This window comes from Chryseobacterium phosphatilyticum (genome assembly GCF_002899825.2).
Lineage (GTDB): Bacteria > Bacteroidota > Bacteroidia > Flavobacteriales > Weeksellaceae > Chryseobacterium > Chryseobacterium phosphatilyticum.
Genome location: NZ_PPED02000009.1, coordinates 21,650 through 41,473 on the forward strand (window position 1 = coordinate 21,650; position 19,824 = coordinate 41,473).

Annotated in this window: 11 protein-coding genes; all 11 read left to right on the forward strand. The window is 28.6% G+C overall.

Annotated elements, in window-relative coordinates; translation table 11 throughout:
• Nucleotides 1-397: 397 nt before the first annotated feature.
• The gene (gene mobC / locus C1631_RS22895) at nt 398-769 is read left to right on the forward strand and encodes a plasmid mobilization relaxosome protein MobC (protein ID WP_109714417.1); all 372 of its coding nucleotides are present in this window, start codon (nt 398-400) and stop codon (nt 767-769) included.
• Entirely contained in the window at nt 759-2,252 is a 1,494-nt protein-coding gene (locus C1631_RS22900; RefSeq protein WP_165828361.1) for a relaxase/mobilization nuclease domain-containing protein, read from the forward strand. The genes mobC and C1631_RS22900 overlap by 11 nt, the downstream gene beginning before the upstream one ends.
• 76 nt (nt 2,253-2,328) lie before the next feature.
• Nucleotides 2,329-4,185 carry a hypothetical protein gene (locus C1631_RS22905; protein WP_109714421.1) on the forward strand — a complete coding sequence of 619 codons (1,857 nt, stop codon included), beginning with the start codon at nt 2,329-2,331 and terminating at the stop codon, nt 4,183-4,185.
• Between the two features lie 66 nt (nt 4,186-4,251).
• Nucleotides 4,252-6,522, forward strand: a complete 2,271-nt coding sequence (locus C1631_RS22910; protein WP_109714423.1) for a hypothetical protein — start codon at nt 4,252-4,254, stop codon at nt 6,520-6,522.
• 24 nt (nt 6,523-6,546) lie between these two features.
• Complete coding sequence (locus C1631_RS22915) at nt 6,547-6,936, forward strand: single stranded DNA-binding domain-containing protein (RefSeq protein ID WP_109714425.1); 390 nt, start codon at nt 6,547-6,549, stop codon at nt 6,934-6,936.
• An 84-nt stretch (nt 6,937-7,020) separates the two neighbouring features.
• On the forward strand, nt 7,021-8,277 hold the full coding sequence (locus C1631_RS23880) for a PcfJ domain-containing protein (RefSeq protein ID WP_165828362.1): 1,257 nt from the start codon (nt 7,021-7,023) through the stop codon (nt 8,275-8,277).
• A 21-nt stretch (nt 8,278-8,298) separates the two neighbouring features.
• Nucleotides 8,299-10,428: a DNA topoisomerase gene (locus tag C1631_RS22925; RefSeq protein WP_109714427.1), complete on the forward strand. Its 2,130-nt coding sequence runs from the start codon at nt 8,299-8,301 to the stop codon at nt 10,426-10,428.
• Nucleotides 10,429-10,455: 27 nt separating this feature from the next.
• Nucleotides 10,456-12,435 carry a TraM recognition domain-containing protein gene (locus tag C1631_RS22930; protein ID WP_109714429.1) on the forward strand — a complete coding sequence of 660 codons (1,980 nt, stop codon included), beginning with the start codon at nt 10,456-10,458 and terminating at the stop codon, nt 12,433-12,435.
• A gap of 54 nt (nt 12,436-12,489) precedes the next feature.
• Entirely contained in the window at nt 12,490-13,884 is a 1,395-nt protein-coding gene (locus tag C1631_RS22935; RefSeq protein WP_109714431.1) for a toprim domain-containing protein, read from the forward strand.
• Nucleotides 13,885-13,889: 5 nt separating this feature from the next.
• Nucleotides 13,890-14,240: a hypothetical protein gene (locus tag C1631_RS22940; RefSeq protein ID WP_103248477.1), complete on the forward strand. Its 351-nt coding sequence runs from the start codon at nt 13,890-13,892 to the stop codon at nt 14,238-14,240.
• 14 nt (nt 14,241-14,254) lie between these two features.
• A complete protein-coding gene (locus C1631_RS22945; protein WP_109714433.1) occupies nt 14,255-19,819 on the forward strand; it encodes a helicase-like domain-containing protein in 5,565 nt (1,854 codons plus the stop codon).
• Nucleotides 19,820-19,824 lie beyond the last annotated feature (5 nt).

Genomic DNA, 19,824 nt, shown 5'->3' on the forward strand with positions numbered 1-19,824 from the left:
TATTTATATATAAAGCAATTAAAATATATAGATATAAATAAATTAAAATATTTATATATTTGTATATAAAGAAATTAATATCTAAAGGAATAAAGATATTTATATTTTTACATTGTATTTTAGTTTAAGGAATTAATATCTTTATATCTTAAAGTGAAATAGATTAAAAGTTTATTTTTAAGATATTAATGTATAAAGGAATTTATATCTGCCATGTTTAATTTTCTTGTTTTTTTAACTAAAGATATTTAGATATTAATATATTTTGAATAAATTTGTTGTTTAAACATAGCAAGGTGTGTTTTTCTGCAAGAAAAACTTCCTTGCCCTTACGGGACAATAAAGATAATATGCTCGTTCCAGTCGCATATTTGTTTGAAATTTAAATTTTTTTATTATGAAAAATAAAGGTGGTAGACCAGTGATAAAGGATGAAAAAAATAAGAGAATAAAACATATTGGATTTTATGTAACTCTTGATGAGTATGAAAAAATAATTAAAAATATACCAAAAAACAGTTCGTTATCTGAGGGTTTTCGAACGATAATGCTATCAAATAAAAAACAGATTTATGTTCCTTTAAATTTTGAAAAATACATAAATGAAGTAAATAAAATTGGAGTTAATATAAACCAAATTGCTAAAAAATTAAATACTCATAATGATATTAGTTTAAATGAATTAAATGATATTAAGACGAAAGTTGCTCATTTAAATTCTATGTTTTCGCATATTATTAATACATTAAATAATAAAATTGATAGCTAATATTTCACATACGGAGCAGGTAAAACCACTCATTGAATATAATGAAAGGAAGGTGGAAAAAGGAGAAGCTGAAAGGATTTATTATACTGGATTTGATGAAAATGCTGATAAAAATACAGTGATCTCGCATTTCGCTTTACATACAAGAGACAGCAAAAGAAAAGATAAAAACATGCATATTTCTCTTAATTTTCCAATAGATGATAACTCGAAATTATCTAATGATTTTTTAAAAGAAATTTCTTTTGATTATCTAACTAAACTTGGTTTCCCTGAAACGCATCCCTATATTATATATAGACATTTTGATGCTTTTCAGCAGCACATTCATATTGTTTGTCCTAAAATTATTGAAGGTAAAAAAGTATTACAAGATTCTAATTTGTATTTAAGATCACAAAAAATTACAAGAGAATTGGAGGTAAAATATGATTTAGTTCAAGTAAATAATTTAAAAAATTCTATTAAAAAAATTCCTGAAGAAATATTCATAAAAGATAAGATTGAGGATACTTTAGACAAAAGGAAGAAATTTTCCTATGCTGTAGACTATATTGTTAGTAATTATCATCCAGTATCATTAAATGAGTTTAATGAACAATTAAAGTTAGTTGGTTTAGAACTTATAACAAACAGTTATGTAGATAAGGATAATAATGAAAAGATTGGATTTAAATATAAAATAGCAGGTTCTAATGATCTCCCAATTAATTCCTCAACTCTGTATTCAAATCCAGGGCATAAAAAGTTAGACAAAGTTTTTAAAAATAATAAGAAGTTCAGACAGAGAAGAGAAAATGAAATAAAAGATTTTATTCATGATAAGATATTTAATAGATATCACAAAATTACTTATGAACAATTCTCTAAAGAATTAGAAAAGATAGATCTGGAAATTAACTACACGTATAAAAATGGAATAGTTGCAGCATATAGAATTTTTGACAAGAGAGAAAATCTTTTCTATAAACCATCCGGCATTGATAGATCACTAAGCTTTGGGAATATAAAAGATAAATTTAGTACTAAAGTAGAAAGGAATTATAAATATCATAATGCAACATTACTTTATGTCCTGGATAAAAAGTATAAAGAACTTTATCCTAACTCTTCTAAAGAAAATAATGCTCAGCATTATGTAATGTTTATGGCTCGAAATGGGATGATTCCTGATGTTTATAATGGAAAGCTTAGGTTTAATAATTATTTGAATAAAAATCCATCAGATAATGATTATACTGCAAATGTTTCAATTGCACTTAAAAATCTGGATTTTAATGAAATTTCAAATCTGGTCCATTCAAAAAATTATAAATCACAAGTATTTCAATATCAAAAAGAACTTACTAATGAGCAAAATGAAAAAACTCCGGAAAAAGTTTTGTCTGAATCATTATTAAAAGGTATAGATAAGATAATAGATCTATTTGAAATTAAGCAAAAAAATAAAGTACCAGGAAAATCCAAAAAGCAAAACCTGTAATTATTATGAAATAAATAAGGATTGTATATATGAAAGCAAAATTATTTCATATATTTGAGAGTATAAAAATTTAAATATGAGCACTTTATCAGAAAAATTAAAAGAATTTGAGAGTTTAAATGTAATAACTCCAAAAGATTTGTATGAAATTATTAAAACAACAGAGTTATCTGTTGAAGATGTTTCTTCGAATGTTGAGCTGTTTAGAGAATCTTTAAATGAGTTTCTAGTAGAAGATGATGCTTTTAATGGAGAATCGGAAGAAATGGGCGGTGAATTCAATTTCACTGAGGTGGCTAAAACACCAGCCGAAAAGCAAGCACTTATCGATAAGGTTTTAGATCTTAATAGAAGATTTATGAGTGATAAAAGACTTCAGAAGGAAAATGAAAAATCAAGAGAACTTATACTAAGATCACAATTAGAAGAACTTTTAAAATCACCGGAAGAAAAGGAGAGATATGATTTTATTGGGTTTATGAAAGATGGAGTAGAAATATTTGGTATCGTTAGAGAAGAAGTAAATTTTAGTGGTCAAAATTATTCAAGTGTGATTCCTTTTTTTCAGACGGACAAAGATGTGCAGGATGGGCTTAAATTATTAAGGAATCAGGAATCAATATTAATTGATAACAAAGAAATAACCAAATCCCTGCAGCAAACTGATGGTATGGAAGTCTGGAAAAATTTAATTAAAAAAGAAGGCGTAAATCCAGAGTTAGAAATAAAATCAAAAATTAAACATATTGTATCCCCTAAAGTAGAAAAAGCATTTTCAAAAAATACGTTTTCTTTTCAAAAATTATTTGATGATTCAATTAGAGATTCTCAAAGTATCCTAAAGGGTGCTGGAAGAAATGCAAATTTTGAAGATGTATTAAATGAGGTTTTTGTAAGTGTAAGAAAATCTGAAGGAGCTAGGAAAAAAATGAAAAGTGCTGTTTATAATATGTTTAAACCTACTATTGAAGATGAAAGTAAACCTTTACAGGAAAGAATGGGAGCCTTAATCAATGCAATAAATGAAGAAACAAAAGCAGCTGATTTAAAATTTATTGATGATTTTACTCATAAATTCAAAAATGGAGAACTTTCCGATGATGATATTGTTGCTCTAATTAATAAATATGAAAGTAATAAAGATAATAGTATTTCAAGCGTTATTTCGGAGTTTGTAGAAACTAAAAAACAGGAATTATCACTAAATAAAAAAAGTGACAGTAGTGAAACTTTGAATGTAAATTTTAAATCAATCACTATAAATGATGTAGTAGCTTTTGAAGATAATGGAAAATATTTAAAAGGAAAAGTAATAGAATATTCAGAAGATAAGCTAAAAATACAAATGCTTGATAAATCGATTAAGGAATGTCCAGCAGATAAAGCTACCAAATTATTTAAGGGGCAAAAATTTACTATTGAACAAGTTGAAAAAGCTTTTCTTGATTCCAACATATTATTGAAGTTTAATGATCTTTCTAACGAGAGTAAAATTAATATGTTAAAAGGGGATTTGTCTCAAATGTTTGAAGCAACATATATTAAACAAGATAATAATGGCTTTAAGATTTCTGAAGATAAAGAGTTTAAACTAATGGTAAAATTTGATGAAAATAAGCAGCTTATTTTAAAACCTGTATATAAGAATAGTGAATTTAACCTGGATGAATTGGAAATAAAAGGACAAAAGCTATCTCCGGAACAAAAAAAGGATCTATTGGATAATAAAATAATTGTTTTTGAAGTGCATGATAAAAATGGAACTCTTCAATATGCTACAGATATGAAGTATGATGCCGAATTAAACGACGTTTTTTATAAATCGAATAAAGGGATAGATTATGCTAAATCAATGAAAGAAGGTGTTAAAAATGAATTTACTGCAACAACCAAAATTATTGATAAAGGTTCTTCTACCGGAATGAAGATATAAATATATTTAGATATTAATTTATTTATATTTTAATATATACAACCAACATAACATAAAATATTTAATATGGAAAATTTTAATCTAACAGCACATGTGGTAGATGCTAATAGAAATCAATCGAATCATCTTAAGATTAGTGGTTCTTTTGAGAGCATAGAACAACAACTAAAAGATCTTGCAACTTTAGCAAGTTCTGAGAGTATTGAAGAAAAGAGAAAATTACATTTTACCATCGCTAATGAAGCAGGTAAACAGCTTATTGGTAATGTATATCCAATTGAGTTATCAGGTAATTTAATAGATCTTAAAAGGCATTATAAAGTTCCTATTGGAACTGATGAACTATGGGCAGAACAAAAGAAGTGGGAAAGAGAATTGTCAAAAAGGACAGAACTAAGTGACGGATTAACAAATACCGGAATTGATGAGAAACACGCTCATTATTATCGTACTTATTTCGCTGCTCATCAAATTGAATTAGAAGAAAAAAATGAATTTTTTGAAACAATAGATTTATTTAATAAACAACAATTTTTGCCTGAAGAATTGGAAACAATAGTAGCATATTGGTCTGATACGATTGAAAATGCACATAGTACAGGTGAAAGTGATGGAGATATTTTTTCTTATTGTGAAGACTTTAAAAAAGCTTGTGAAGAGCAAGGATATACCCTAGAATATGGTTTGGATGGACAACCATATTTTCTTAGACCTATAAGTCTTGAAGAGCAATTAAATTTAGAAAGGAAAATAATTAATATAGAAGAAATTTCAATTTCAGAAACTATTGAAAATAAGAAAGAATCTCTCAGGAATGATGTCGACAATAATATTAATTTCTTTGTTAAAAATTCCTTCCCAAATGAAATCGAAATATTAAAACAGTATGTATGGGCAAAAGAAGAAGAATATGATAATAGGATCTCTGATGGGACTTCTAAATTTCATCAAAATAATTTTAAAGAATTAATAAATTCTTCTGATAAAATAGATTTAGAACTTATTAATAATATCATAGAAGTAGCTGATAAATATTTAAACGAGGAACCTTATTTAAATAGGATCTACAGAATTGATAATTTAAAGAATATTATTCATGAACATGAAAAAATACAGCAAGAAATTAAGATAGATCAACAGAAGATACAAAATCCAAAAGAGTTTTTTAAAAACTTAGTGCAATCACTATCAGGTTCAGATCTTAATTTATTGGTTCAATACTTACGAACAAAAATTGAGCAATTTGATAACTTTTTTGCTGATTCTTCTAGTAGTAAAGAGAAAAAAATATATGATGAACTTATTATTAATGTTGATAAAGATCAAGTAAAAGGGCTAGAAAAAATTATCGATGATAATACTTTTGCTCAATCAGGAAGAGAAAATCAAATTCAAATTGATGAATTAAAGAATCTTATTCATGAAGAAAAAAAAGAACTTTTATTGTCAATACTACCAGACAGCCTTAAAGGTTTCGATATTTCAGAAAAACATAAAGAACAATTAATTAAAAACGGAGAAATAACAATTATCTCTCCAATTCATGATGATGAATTATTAGTACAATTTTCTTTAACCAAAAATTTAGATATTAAAATGTGGCTCCCAAGTGGAGAAGAAGATTTGATAAAATATTCTGATCTTCAAAACTCTTTTAAAGAAAAAGAACTAAGATTGGAAAACAAGGAATTTAAAGTTGGTAGCTTAGCAACAGCTAAGGTAGAAAGTGGAATTTTCAAAGGTAAAATTATAGAAATTGAAGATAATAAAATTACTATTGAAAATTTGAAAGGTGAGACTGTTACAGCTTCTAAAAATGAAGTTTATCAATTTTTTCAAGGACAAAAATATGATAGATCAGAAATTCAATCCTTATTTAGTTCAGATCCTGCCGGAATTAAATTTTCTTTTTTGGAAAAGAATGACATTACTAAATTAATGAGAGGAGAATTGACAAATACTGTTTTCAAGGGATATACAGTTAAGGATGGTAAAGATTATTTCTATGAATTTAAATTTAGAGCTGAATATTCAAAAATACAAGGAAAATTAACTCTTAAACCTTATTGGAAGAATAGAAATGAAGATATGCCTGTAGCTGCTTTTGGAACAGCTCTTACTAAAGAACAAATTCAAGAAGCTTCCCAAGGAAAATCAATAATTGTAGATGGCATTAGTAGAGAATCAAAACCATTTAGTGTCAAAGTTCATTATGATAAAGATTTAAATGCTTTCATTGCTGATAAATATGTTAATAATGCTGCTACAATTAAAATAACTACTGAATCTACCATCAAGGAAGATAGTTTTAAAGAAAAGAGAGGTCCTAAAATTTAAGTAACTAACCAAAAATAAAATATTATGTATTCATTAACATTAACAGGGCATTTGGCAGCAGATGCGACTTACAACCAATTAACAGGTGAAAAATCACCAATTAATTTCACCGTAGCTATTAATTTTCCAAACAAACAAAAGCCGGAGTATAAAAAATTTGTGTATTGGATTCAAACAAAGGAAAATCCGGAAATTTTAAACCGTTTGAAAAAAGGAGAGGGTGTTACTGTATTCTGTAATTACTGTGATACAAGTTCTTATGAATCAGAAAAAGGTATTCAATATACCACTCTTGAATATGTAGATAGATTAGTTCTTCACAAATCAAAAGAGAATGAAAGTTCTTCAGATTCTGAAAAAAATCAAAATCAGAACACTGTAGAGAGTGAAGATCCTGATTTGGGAACTGCATAATTAAAAACACTAATGGTAATAAAGCAGAAATGCTTTATTACCATTTTTAAACATTTAGATATTAATAGATCACTGAAAACAAATATGAAAAAGATTAGAAAAAAAGTACTATATGGGCATAATGCAAAAGTTTATGAACAAACATTAAACACCTGGTCTAATATCGAAGATACAATAGAAAAAAGAATTAATGTTGAAAGATATAGAAATAGAGAGACTGACCATTTTTTTTACAATTTGGAAGTAAATGATGAACATATTCTATTTAGCTGTAATTCAAAAGAACCTATAGTTTATCATAATTCAGCATTTCTAAAGACAAGTAATAAAGGGTTCCTAAAATATGATTTTAAACAAAAGAAATTATTTCACAAAGACCTTTCAATTCTTAAACATGTTTTTGTACCAAAACGCCAGGTGACTGACTATTTAATAAAATATTGTGTTACAGAACAAGAAAGAACATTTTTAATAAATACACTAGGATTAGACTTTATAAGAAGTCCAAAAATACTTATGCTGCTTTTTGACTGCCCAAAATTGTTGGAAAAAGTGCTTGAAAAGAAAATTACAAATGAAGTAAGCTTATTTAAATTTTATGTATCCTATTATAAAAAAATTAAAGTAGAAAAACTTCCAATTAAATATTTTTTGGATTTATATAAAGCTAAAGTCAATCACAAAGATGCAGAAAATCGTTTTTTTAAATTATTCAAAACAAGTGAAAATATTCATAAATCAATATTAAATTATTCTCACATAATGAGTTTTAAGGATATTGGAGATTTAATTGACGAAAATATCCTTTTGCAAAAGAAAATAAACTATTCACGTTCACATACAGCATTAAAAAATATTCATTCTGAAAACACCAAAATAATTACTGGTTATAAAATAAAACACATAAATAAATCAGAAATATATGACAAGGTAGAAGATAAAAATTTTAGTGTTTTAAATTCAGAAGAAGATTTTTTTATAGAGGGCGATAGTTTAAGGCATTGCATTTTCTCAAATGATTATTTCAAAGAGGCAGAAAAAAAATCTGGATGGTTTTATATTTCATATCGGGAAAATGGAGAAAGAAAAGCAACAGCTGAAATTTCTATAGTTGCAGAAAAGAAAAGTAAAACTAAAGTATTTATAAACTACTATCTACATCAGTTTAGAGCAAAGTATAATCATTCAGTTGATGAAGAAAAACATAAATTATTACATGCTTTTATTTTAAAAAATTCACATTTTTTCATTGAGAATACCAAATTTCATAATGATTTAAAAAAATTAAAACCAGTATTTGCAGAAGCGCAAACAGATGCTCAAAAATTAGAATTTTATTAATAAAATATCACATAAATATATATGAAAGTTGTATTAGCGGAAAAACCGAGTGTAGCAAAATCTATTGCAGAAGTAATTGGAGCAAGAGAAAGAAAAAACGGCTATTTTGAAGGAAATGGATATCAAGTCACCTGGGCATTCGGGCATCTTGTAATGCTAAGTTCTCCGGAAGAAGTTCTAGGAAGAAAAATAGAAAATGAAGATCTTCCTTTTTTACCTGATGATATCCCTTTGAAAATCAAAAAAGATAAAGAAGGAACTTCTAAGAAACAGTATGAAATCATCAAAAAACTATTTAATGAAAGTAGTGAAGTAATATGCGCCACCGATGCCGGAAGAGAGGGAGAGTTAATATTTAGGTTAATATATGAACATGCAAAATGTAAAAAACCATTTAAAAGATTGTGGATATCATCTGTAAACTCTGATGTTATTAAAAACGGTTTTAATAACTTGCTTGATGGGAGAGATAAAGATGGGTTATACTTAGGAGGTAAGCTACGCCAAAAGGCTGATTGGTATTTGGGTTTTAACTCTAGTATTGCAATGACTAAGAATAATGGTTTTTTATTGAGAATAGGAAGAGTTAAAACTCCGACATTATTTTTAGTTGTAAAAAGATTCTTAGAAAATAAAGGTTTTAAACCACAAAAGTTTTTTGTTCCTAAAGTCTCTGTAATCTCTGAAAAAGGTGATGTAGTTGCTACTTATCAAGAGAAATTTTTTAATCAGGAAGAAGCATCTCATCTCTTAAATATCATGAGTAATAATAATAGAATAGATCTTCGGGAAATTGAGAAAAAAGAAACTTCATCTACTCCCCCGGCACTATTCAATTTAGCGGAATTACAGAAAAAATGTAATAAAGATTTTGGATATACCGCTGATGAAACATTGACTTATTTACAGGTTCTATATGAAAGCGGTTTTGTCACTTATCCAAGGACAGACAGTAGATTTTTAAATGAAGAAATGAAAGAAGAAGTATTTAAATTGATAGAGGATATCGGAGTTTTTTTTAATATCCAGGATCTTACAGTTCCTCTATTGCTTCATAAAAGTACTAAACCTTTCAATAATGAAAAAGTAACCGATCATCATGCCATAATTCCAACTGGAAATATGCCAATTTTGGCTCAATTAGATGATAAGAAAAAGAATGTGTATTTAACCATTCTATCAGCTACTTTACAGTCTTTTGGTTCAAAAGAACTTAAAAATGTAACTACTTATACTTTTTTTATTGATGGAATCCAAATACCATTTTTAGCAAAAGGATCTGTAGTGATTAATAAAGGGTATACAATATTTAAAGATCTGTTTTTGGAAAAGACAAAATCCAAGGTAACTGATGAAGATATAGAATCTGAAGAATCTGATAAACAGCTTCCGGAATTGGAAAAAGGAAATTATAACTATAAAAATGCAGCATTAACTGAATCCCAAACATCAGCTCCACCATTGTTAAATGATGCTTCCTTAATTACCCTTATGGAAACTTGTGGTAAGGACATTCAGGATGAAGAACTGAAAGAAGTATTGAAAGGTAAAGGTATTGGGACTTCTGCAACCAGGGGAGGTATTATTAAGGAATTGGTTGACGGAGAATATATTGAAAGAAAAGGAAAAACCCTTCTTCCAACAAAATTAGGTTTTGAAGTTATAAAATCTCTAAATGGGCAAAAAATTCTCTCAGCAGAATTAACCGGAGAGTGGGAGAGTGCTATTACTGATATTGAAAACGGGAAGGGTAATGCAGCAGAATTTCAGGAAAATATTAAATCATTTGCTTATGAAATTACCCAGCAGATTAAGAGTAGTCCAAAATTAGGTTATAATCCTAATGAAACAAGTCATGTTTGCCCACAGTGTAAAAAAGGGAAATTAATGCAAAATAAATTTTATTATCATTGTGAGGACGATCATAATTGTAAATATAAACTTTATAAGAATTTTAGAGGTCAAAATATTACCGAGAAAAGATTATCAGATCTTCTAACAAAAGGAATTTCTTTAAGTGCGAAATGTAAGACCCAAGATAATAAAAGCTATACTATTGATCTAATTTTCAATAAGGAGACCAATCAGATTGAAACTCAACAAAAAAATACAAATTCCGGTTTCGGAAAGAAAAAGTTTAATAAAAAATAAGGTAATAGAATTACTGAATTAATAAATATGGCACAGGATAAAGATTTAGGAATATATACAGGATTGTTTTTTGCACTCTCTGTACTACTAATGGCAATTGATATTATTGCCCTGGGTAATGTATCTTTAAATAAAATGGGAATTGATATTTTCACTCCTTTTGCAAATAGAGTTCTGAATATGGGATTTTATAGCGGAGGAAAATATTATTTAGTAAGATTTTTTATTGTTCTCTTGATTGCTTTTGCAGTTTTTGGAAGTAAACCCAAAAAAAATCTAAAAGAAAATGCTAACATTCCTCTAATTATTTTAAAGGCTGCAATTTCTAGCGTTATTTTCATTTTTACCTACTTATTATATCATTTGGGGATGAACATTGCTACAATGTCAATTTATACTATTGTAAGCGTTGTTACTTATTTTTTAATGGTAACCTATTTTGGAGAACTGGTAACAACAATAAATTCATCTTTTGGAAAAGATCGCTTTGGAAAAGACGGAAGAAAATTCCAACAAACGCAAGAGCTTATGGAGAATGAATACTCTGTTAATTTAAAGACAGATGATGGATGGATAAATGTCGTAAATCCCTTTAGAGCTTCTTTAGTGATTGGAACGCCAGGATCTGGAAAGTCATTCGCTATTCTCCAACCTGCTATTGAACAACACATAAAAAAGGGATTCGCAATGTGTGTTTACGATTATAAATTTCCGACTTTATCTGTTTTCACATATAATTGTCTGGAAATGTATAAAAAAAATTACAATGTGGAACCGGAGTTCTGTGTAATTAACTTTGATGATCCTAGAAAATCACATCGTTGTAATCCATTACAACCTGAACTCCTTATTGATTCTGTAGATGCTGTCGAAGCTGCCCAGGTATTAATGATTGCACTTAATAGATCCTGGAATTCTAAGCAAGGGGATTTTTTCGTGGAATCGCCAATAAACTATGTCGCTTGTTTAATTTGGGCTTTACGTTGTGCCGAAGGGGGAAAATACTGTTCATTACCACATTTAATTGAATTACTTTCAAAGTCATACGAAAAACAATTTCAGTTTTTGGCTTCTATTGAAGATGGAACTATCTCCAACATGGCAGCACCATTTATATCTGCTTACGAAAATCAAGCAACAGATCAGCTAGAAGGTCAGATTGCTTCAGCTCGTTTGGGATTATCCAGGATGACTTCACCTGTAGTATATTGGGTAATGACTACCGATAAAAATGAGGAAGGTAATGAAATAGATGGCATTAATTTAAAAATTAATGATCCAAAAAAACCAAAAATTCTTTGTATTGGTAATAATCCTGAAAGAGAGAAAATTTATAGTGTTTGTATATCTTTGTTTACAACTAAGATTATGAAGGTTATCAATAGAAAATATCAGAATAAATCTGCATTAGTCTTAGATGAGCTTACAACGATGTCATTTCCCAAAGGAACACTCGATAATATTATCGCAACCGGGAGAAGTAATGAGATAGCAACCTGGCTGGGATTTCAGGATATAACGCAAGCTGTAAGGGATTTTTCTAAGGAAAATGCAGAATCTATAGTAAATACGATGGGAAATATTTTTTCCGGACAGGTTTCCGGAGATACTGCTCAGAGATTATCAAGAATGTTTGGAAAAATTAAAGTACAAAAGGAATCTCATTCAATTTCTGATTCAGGAACTTCTATTTCATATTCTGAACAATTAGAGGAACTTATTCCGGAATCTGAAATTAGTACTTTATCTCAAGGGGTATTTTGCGGAAAAATAGCAGATAATTTTACAGAGAAAATAGAACAAAAATTCTTTTATTCTACAATTCATGTAGATCCTGCTAAAACAAAAAAATTGGAAAGTGGAGAATTACCAGACTTAACCGTCTTTTTAGATGCTCAAAATAATCCACTTTCTGATAAAGACATTAACCAGGTATTATTAGATAATTTTAATCAGGTAAAAGCTGATATAGATCAACTCTTAGAACGCACTTTGACTGAAGCATAATAGGAAATCATAGAAATTAGAAAATTTCTCCCACTCCACTTAAACAACTTTGTTATGAACGAAAAACCACCTATGATAAATTGGGATCAAGCAATGAAAGAAATAGACTTGATTGACTTTTTTTTATATAAAAAACCAAACTTCTTTTATGATAAAGGGAGAGATGCTTTTGTTGATAATCTTGATCCGAAATTCAGATCTAATAAATTTCAATTTATTAAAGGCAAGGATGGGAGACAAAATTATATTGACCGGGCATCACAGAGTGCAGGAAACTTAATACATTTTATAAAAAATCATGTAGTATCTCATGAAGCTAATGTTTGGGAGGCAGTAAATCGTGAACTCCTGGATTATAAAAGTAATCTGGAAACTATTAAACAAAATTTATCTACTGTATATGAAAACCAAAAATTAAATGAAGATCTTAGGAATAAAATGTTTATGAGGGAATTATCAGATGAATTTATTCTAAAGGGTAAATTTTATCCTCTCCACCAGAACCAGAAAGACTATGTTACAAATCATCGCCAAATTTCGTTAGAAACTTTAAATCATCCTTTATTTAAAAATATTGTCAAAAGTTTTAAAGACGAAAAAGATCCTTTTTTCACATTAGCTTTTGAAATTAAAGATACTTCCGGAAAAGTTGTAGGAGTTCAAAAAATAAATACTAATCCAGGTTATGATAATTTCAACTCTAAACGTTTTGTTAGTGGGTCACAGAATGACGTAGGTTTCGGATTCTCAAACACCGTTGAAATTGATAAAGTTAATCTTCAGGTAAATACCAAACAGGGTGGAAGAAACCTATTTGTAACTGAATCACTTTGGGATGCTATGGCGCACTATGAAATGAATAAACCACAAAATGCTGAGTATATCAGTACTAATGGTGAAATAGCGGAAAATAAAGCATTTAAATTAAAGCAATATTTTGAACTTAGAGCTTTCGAAAAGATCACTTTAGCTACAGACAATGACAAAAGAGGATGCTTTTTTGATACGATAATTATTTCTTCGTTAATACCTGAAGTGAAAATTAACTATAAGGATAACGACTTTTTATCAATATCATTAAGTTTAAATGATAAAGAGAGTTTTACAAAGGCTGAGAAAATAGCTTCAAGATTTAAAGAAATTGATTTGAAAACAGCAAACTTTCTTAATGATGTAATGCCACGAAATATGGCAATTGACATTATTAATCAAGAAATGGCTATCTCTTATGTTAAAAGAAATTCTAAATCTGAACTAGAATTTATAGTGCCAAATAATAAAGAATATTTGGAATCGTTCAACAATATAACACTGCAAATATATCCTGGAATAAATAAGAAAATTAACATTCAAAAATCTGTTTCAAAAGATTGGAATGATGATTTAAAAAAAATGAAAAATAATAAAATTGAGAATGATCTCCCCAAGAAGAAAAGTTTAAAAATTTAATTAATATGAATGAAAATCAAATTAGCGTAGATGGTGTCTTAATAAGCACAGAATATGCTCAAAATGAAACGGTAATTAAAAGTATTATTCCTAACCGCAAAAACCTTCCTTATTATAAATATCTTAAAAGATACCTTCATAATGAATTATTACAGGAATATCCGGAATTGGAAAGTGAGTTTGCCAGGAGAATAAAATTATTAGGTCAAGAAGATCAAATATTAACTGATGCTTTTTTACATATAGTAGAATTCAGTAAGGAAATGCTTCAACACTCCGATATTTCTATTCAAGATCTTCCAGAATTGGAATTAAAAAGAGGTTTTGAGTACATTAAAGAACAGTTTATTATTTAATCTCATTTATTATTATGAATAAAAACATAAGCGATTTTCAGAGATTTAAAAATAATATTGAAGCACTTAAGCTTATTGCATTAAAATCTGAAGGAGATCTAAATTACAATGAATTGTCAAACCTGTTTAGTGGGTTTGGCAATTTTCCGTATTTTACTATGCCTATCAATGATATTTTATCAGAAAAATTTGATAGTAATTCAACCAAAAAATATTTTGAAGAAATTAGGCAACTAATTCGAGAACTAAATACTGCAGGGATTTCAAATGATAGTTTAAAATCTGTATTTCAAAAAATTGCTAGAAGCGCTCTTTATGCTTATTTCACCGATAAAAATTATGTAGATCAGATTACAAGAAATTTACTTCTACAAAAAATTGATCTTATCAATGAGAGTAGTAGCAAAGCACCTTTCATGATTTTAGAGCCATCTGCCGGTACAGGAGTATTTGCCAAAAGTATTATAGATAATATACGTCTTTTAAAGGAGGATGGATTGATAAATAATGAAGCTGCTTTTAGGATTTTTGCTATAGAACCGGAAGTAATATCTTATCGTATTTTGAGTAGTATAAAAAATGAAATAAAGGAAGATGATAATATTGTTTATACCGCACACAACAGTAAATTTGAAAACTTTCAGGTACTCAATGATAGAAAATTTGATATAATCACGAGCAATATTCCGTTTGGGAGTACTAAGATACAAGACGAATTAATATCTAATAATTTTGAATTAAAAAAAGCTCCTAATATTCATAGTTATTTCTTTCTAAAATCATCCTTGTTATTAAAAAACGATGGCGATATCGGATTCATAACAAGTAGTAATTTTTTAGATTCTCCTGGGAACGAAATTGACAGAGCTTTATTCTTTCAGGATAATAACACCGTAAAGAATGTTGTTAGGCTTCCAAAGGAAACATTTTTAGGAACTGAAGTTCAAACAGATTATATTCAGACACATAAAAAAAGTGTAGTTACGGAATTAGAAACAAAAGTACTCAATGAAATTATTCAGTCATTAAGTATTAACGCAAATGACCTTTTTATTACTGAAGAAAATAATCCAAATAAGAATAAAGATCAAGATTATAATATAAATGCTTTTGTTTATCAGAGACAAAATAAAATTGTTTTAGGAGATCTGCAAACTAATTTCATGCATAATGGCTATACATTATCATCAACATTAAAAGATGCGGATAAACGACTTAATTTCTTTTCCCAGGCGATCAATAATCCAAAGTTTGATACTCATATAGAACAAACTGCAAGTTTATTAAAGACACCAGGAATAAGTGAACTTCTTAATGTACCAAAATCTGATACAGACGAGTTTAGAGTAAAAAATTATGTTGAAAATTTTAATAAAGATTTAGGATATTCATTTACGAATGCTACATTTTTGGAGCCGATATCCATAAATGAAGTTGAAAATATTGTTCAAGAAATTAAGAAGAAGAAAGTTTCTAAAAATCAGTTCAAAAAACAAGATCCTGCTGCCGGAATACAATTATCTCTTTTCGATTTTGAAAATGAAATTCAAGAGTATGAGAAAGCAACAAATAGTACTATTGATAGATTACTTCAGATCGAAAAAGAAGAACAAGTAAAAACTATTAGGCTTACCAGTAAGGAATTAGAAGATGAAAACGTTTTCCATTATTCCGGAGCTTACATTACCTTTAAAGATCAGGTATTCATTTTAGATCATCAGGAAGGAAGTTCTTATATTTCTACTCCTTTATTAAATTTTGCGGAAAAAGATAAGCAACTACTTTCACTAAAGAACGATTTTCTACAATTTCAAAACTCTTTAAAAAAGAATCATTCTGATATAGTACAAAGGCATCATCATTTAATAAATAAATATCGAGAGTATACCAATAATTATGGTAACATAAACGAATCTCTTTTATTTTTCAAAGATGATAAATATGCATTAGAATTTGCAGGACTAGAAATAAAAAATAAACTTGGAAAATTTATCGCTTCAGATCTACTCAATAATGAAGAGTATTTTACTGAATTAGATAAGGAGGTTAAAACACCGGAACAAGCTCTAATTAAATCTTTGCAAAAATATAATGGACAGGTTAAAATTCAATATATCTGTAAGCTTTTAAATGTAGAAACAGAAGATAAAAAATTAGAGGTTGCAAGGCATCTTGTAGAAAACGGTAAAATCTTTAATGATTATTACATAAAAGATGATTCCATACGCTATAAGTTTTCCACTAAGGAAGAATTTGTTTCCGGGAATGTTCCGGAGAAAATTAGAATCCTGGAACATGTAATACAAAATGAGAAATCATTTGATTATATGTCGGATTCAAGATTGAGAGAAGATTTATCTACTTTAAAGCAGCATGATATAAGTATTGTTAATTTTGAAGATTTGACAATAAACATTAATGCGGAATGGCTAGATAAAAAGTTTCTTGAAAAGTTTCTTCAAAATAAATTTGAATATTATTCTGAGGACTTCTTTGAATTTACAAAATTCAATGGATTTTTAATTACCAAAAAATCTTTCAAAGATAATTTTGGGTTAAATTCTTTATCGGTTGATGCTGCCAATCGAACGATATCCGGAGGAGAGGTTTTAAAAGATATTATTAATGATAAATCTTTCAATTTCACTACTAAAGTTAAAGATGGTGACAGAGAGTTCTATGTTAAAGATATTAAAGCAAATAAAGATGCTGAGCTAAAAGCTAAGATGCTTAAAAAAGAATGGAAGTCTTTTATCAATGGTTTATCTCCGGAAGAACACAAAGAGATTTTAAATTCTTATAATGAAACGTTCTGTACAAATGTTCCAAAAGTATACAATGGTTCCTATTTAGATTTTTCTGATGTTCATGGTATTAATGATGCTCATCAACACCAAAAGGATGTCGTTTCTATGATCTTACAAAATGATGGGGGAGTTGTAGATCACAAAGTGGGAGCAGGAAAATCATTGGTTATGTTCAGCTCTACAATGAAGATGAAACAATCCGGGTTAAAAAATAAACCAATGTTGGCTGTAACCAGGGCGACTGCTGAGCAGATTTATAAGGAATTTAAATTTCATTATCCTGATGCAAAGATTTTCTTTGATACTTCAGAATTAGATGAGAATACAAAATTGTCTTCTGAAGAAAAAAGAATTCAAAAGTATTCAATGATCGCAAATAACGATTGGGATTGTGTGATTATGACCCATGAGGAAATTGCTAAAATTCCAATTCCTTTGGAGATTCAAGTTGAATATACTCAGGAGATTTTAGATGATCTCCGGGATAACATATATTACAAAAAGCAGCTTAAAGATGAAGGGGTAAATGTTGGAGATTTGAAACGCCTGGAAAAACAATTAGAATCTGAGGAAGCGAAGCTGGAGAAAATGTTTGATAAGCTTAACAGTAATAAAGATTCTACGATTTATGATTTTAATTCTTTAGGAGTAGATCATTTAATGATTGATGAAGCTCATAAGTTTAAAAATATGCCTTTTACCACTATTCATAGTGGAGTTGCAGGGCTAAGTACACAATCATCAGAAAGAGCGAAACACTATGCAATGCTTACCAGGGCTTTAAGAAATAATTATAATCTTAAAGATGGTGGGGTGACAGTTCTATCAGGAACTTTTATTTCCAATTCAATGGCAGAAATCTATAATTTAATGAATTGGATTAAGCCTGAGAGGTTAAAAGAGCTTAATATAAATACTTTCGATAGGTTTGCTAAAAATTTCTTTGTAAAAGAATCTCAACAGGAGTTGTCTGTCGGAAATGCCGTGAAAGAAAAAGAAAGGTTTAGATACATTGTCAATGTTCCTGAACTAAAGTCGCTTTATCTTGAGATGGCTCATGTTGTTAATGATAGTAATTTTACAATAGAGACCCCCGATGTGAAAACTGAAATGGTAATCATCGAAGCGAATTCACAACAAGAAAGATTTAATGACCTTCTCGTAGATTTTATTGATGGTAATACAGAAACAGCTTTAGAGTTCGAAGGTATTATCCAAAAGAGCTTTGATGACCAACAAAAACAGGCAAGTTCCCTGATCGTTTCTAATTTATCTCAGAAAAATGGGATTGACCCCCGGTTAATAAATGATGAATATTTTATTGAACCTGGAAAAGGAAAACTTCAGCAATGTGCCGAAAAGATTAATGATGTTTATCAATTAACAAATGATCTTAAAGGAGTACAACTTGTATTTTGTGATCTTGGTATTCCTAATTCAAAAAATAAAGATCAATTTAATGTTTATGATGGATTGAGGGATATACTTGTAGAGAAATATGGTATTAACCGCAATGAAATTCAGTTTGCTCATGATTGGAGAGCTGCTTCCGGGACTAAAAAAGATAAAGCTTTACGTAAAGAGTTCCAGGATAAATTAAACTCCGGAGAATTTAGAATAGCCATTGGTTCTACTGAAACTCTAGGAACCGGAATGAATGTCCAGAAAAAATGTATTGCAGAACATGATCTTGATATTCCCTGGACCCCAAGTAAGACTGAGCAGCGTAAAGGGCGAATGAAGCGACAAGGTAATGAAATAGCTAAAGAATTTGATAATACTGTTTTTAATTATAAGTATCTAGCTAAAAAATCCTTAGATGCATTTAGATCCCAGGCAAACGAAACTAAGGAGAAATTTTTAAATGTCTTTAAAAAAATTGGAGCTGATTCTCCCCGAATTTTAGATGAAGGAGAAATAGATGGAGATGGTAACGGAACAAACTATTCTCTGATGAAAGCCTACATTTTGGATAATCCTCAAATGTTAGAAATTGCGAAACTCGAAACAAAACTAGAGAATCTCTATAATAACAAAGAAGCAATTGAAAATGAAGGTATAAAAATAAACAGAAATTTTAATTATTTTTCTGAAACGCTTGAAAAGGAGAAATCTCAGCTCAATATTTACAAAGAAGTGTTTGATAATTTCAAAAATACATTTGAACATTTTAATCCTGAAACATTAGAAAATCATCCTGAAATTCTTTTATTTGATGGTACACAAAAGGTTGAAGGCATTCAGGATATGAAGTTAATTGGAAAAGAACTGAGAAATAAATATGAGCAGATCTTAAAAACATTAGATTCAAACAATATTAGAGCATTAGAACCATTTAGAACTGTAATATCTGGTGCAGCAGCTTATAAAATTCCTTTATGTAAGGTAGGACCGTTTGATTTGAGTTTTAATATTACCAATGTTTCTTTTAACGATGTTAAGAAAGGACACACTAAGATCATGATAGAGAATAATTTTAATTCACTCAGAATGCAAAAACGTGTTGATGTGATTAGTAAAGATCCTGGGGAAGCATCTACAATTATTTTCAATGAATTGTCAAAGAGAATTCCTAAACTTATTGAAAATGTAAGTTATGATATTTCAAATTCTGAAGACAAGCTACATTATTATAAAAATTTAAGGAATGAATTTAAAAGATTTGATGGTGACGATGAAATAGAAAAGGTTACTAAACAAATTATTGATCTAAAACAAGAAATTGAGTTTGAGAGACAAAGTAAGAAAATTAAAAATAGACAATCATTATAAAAAAA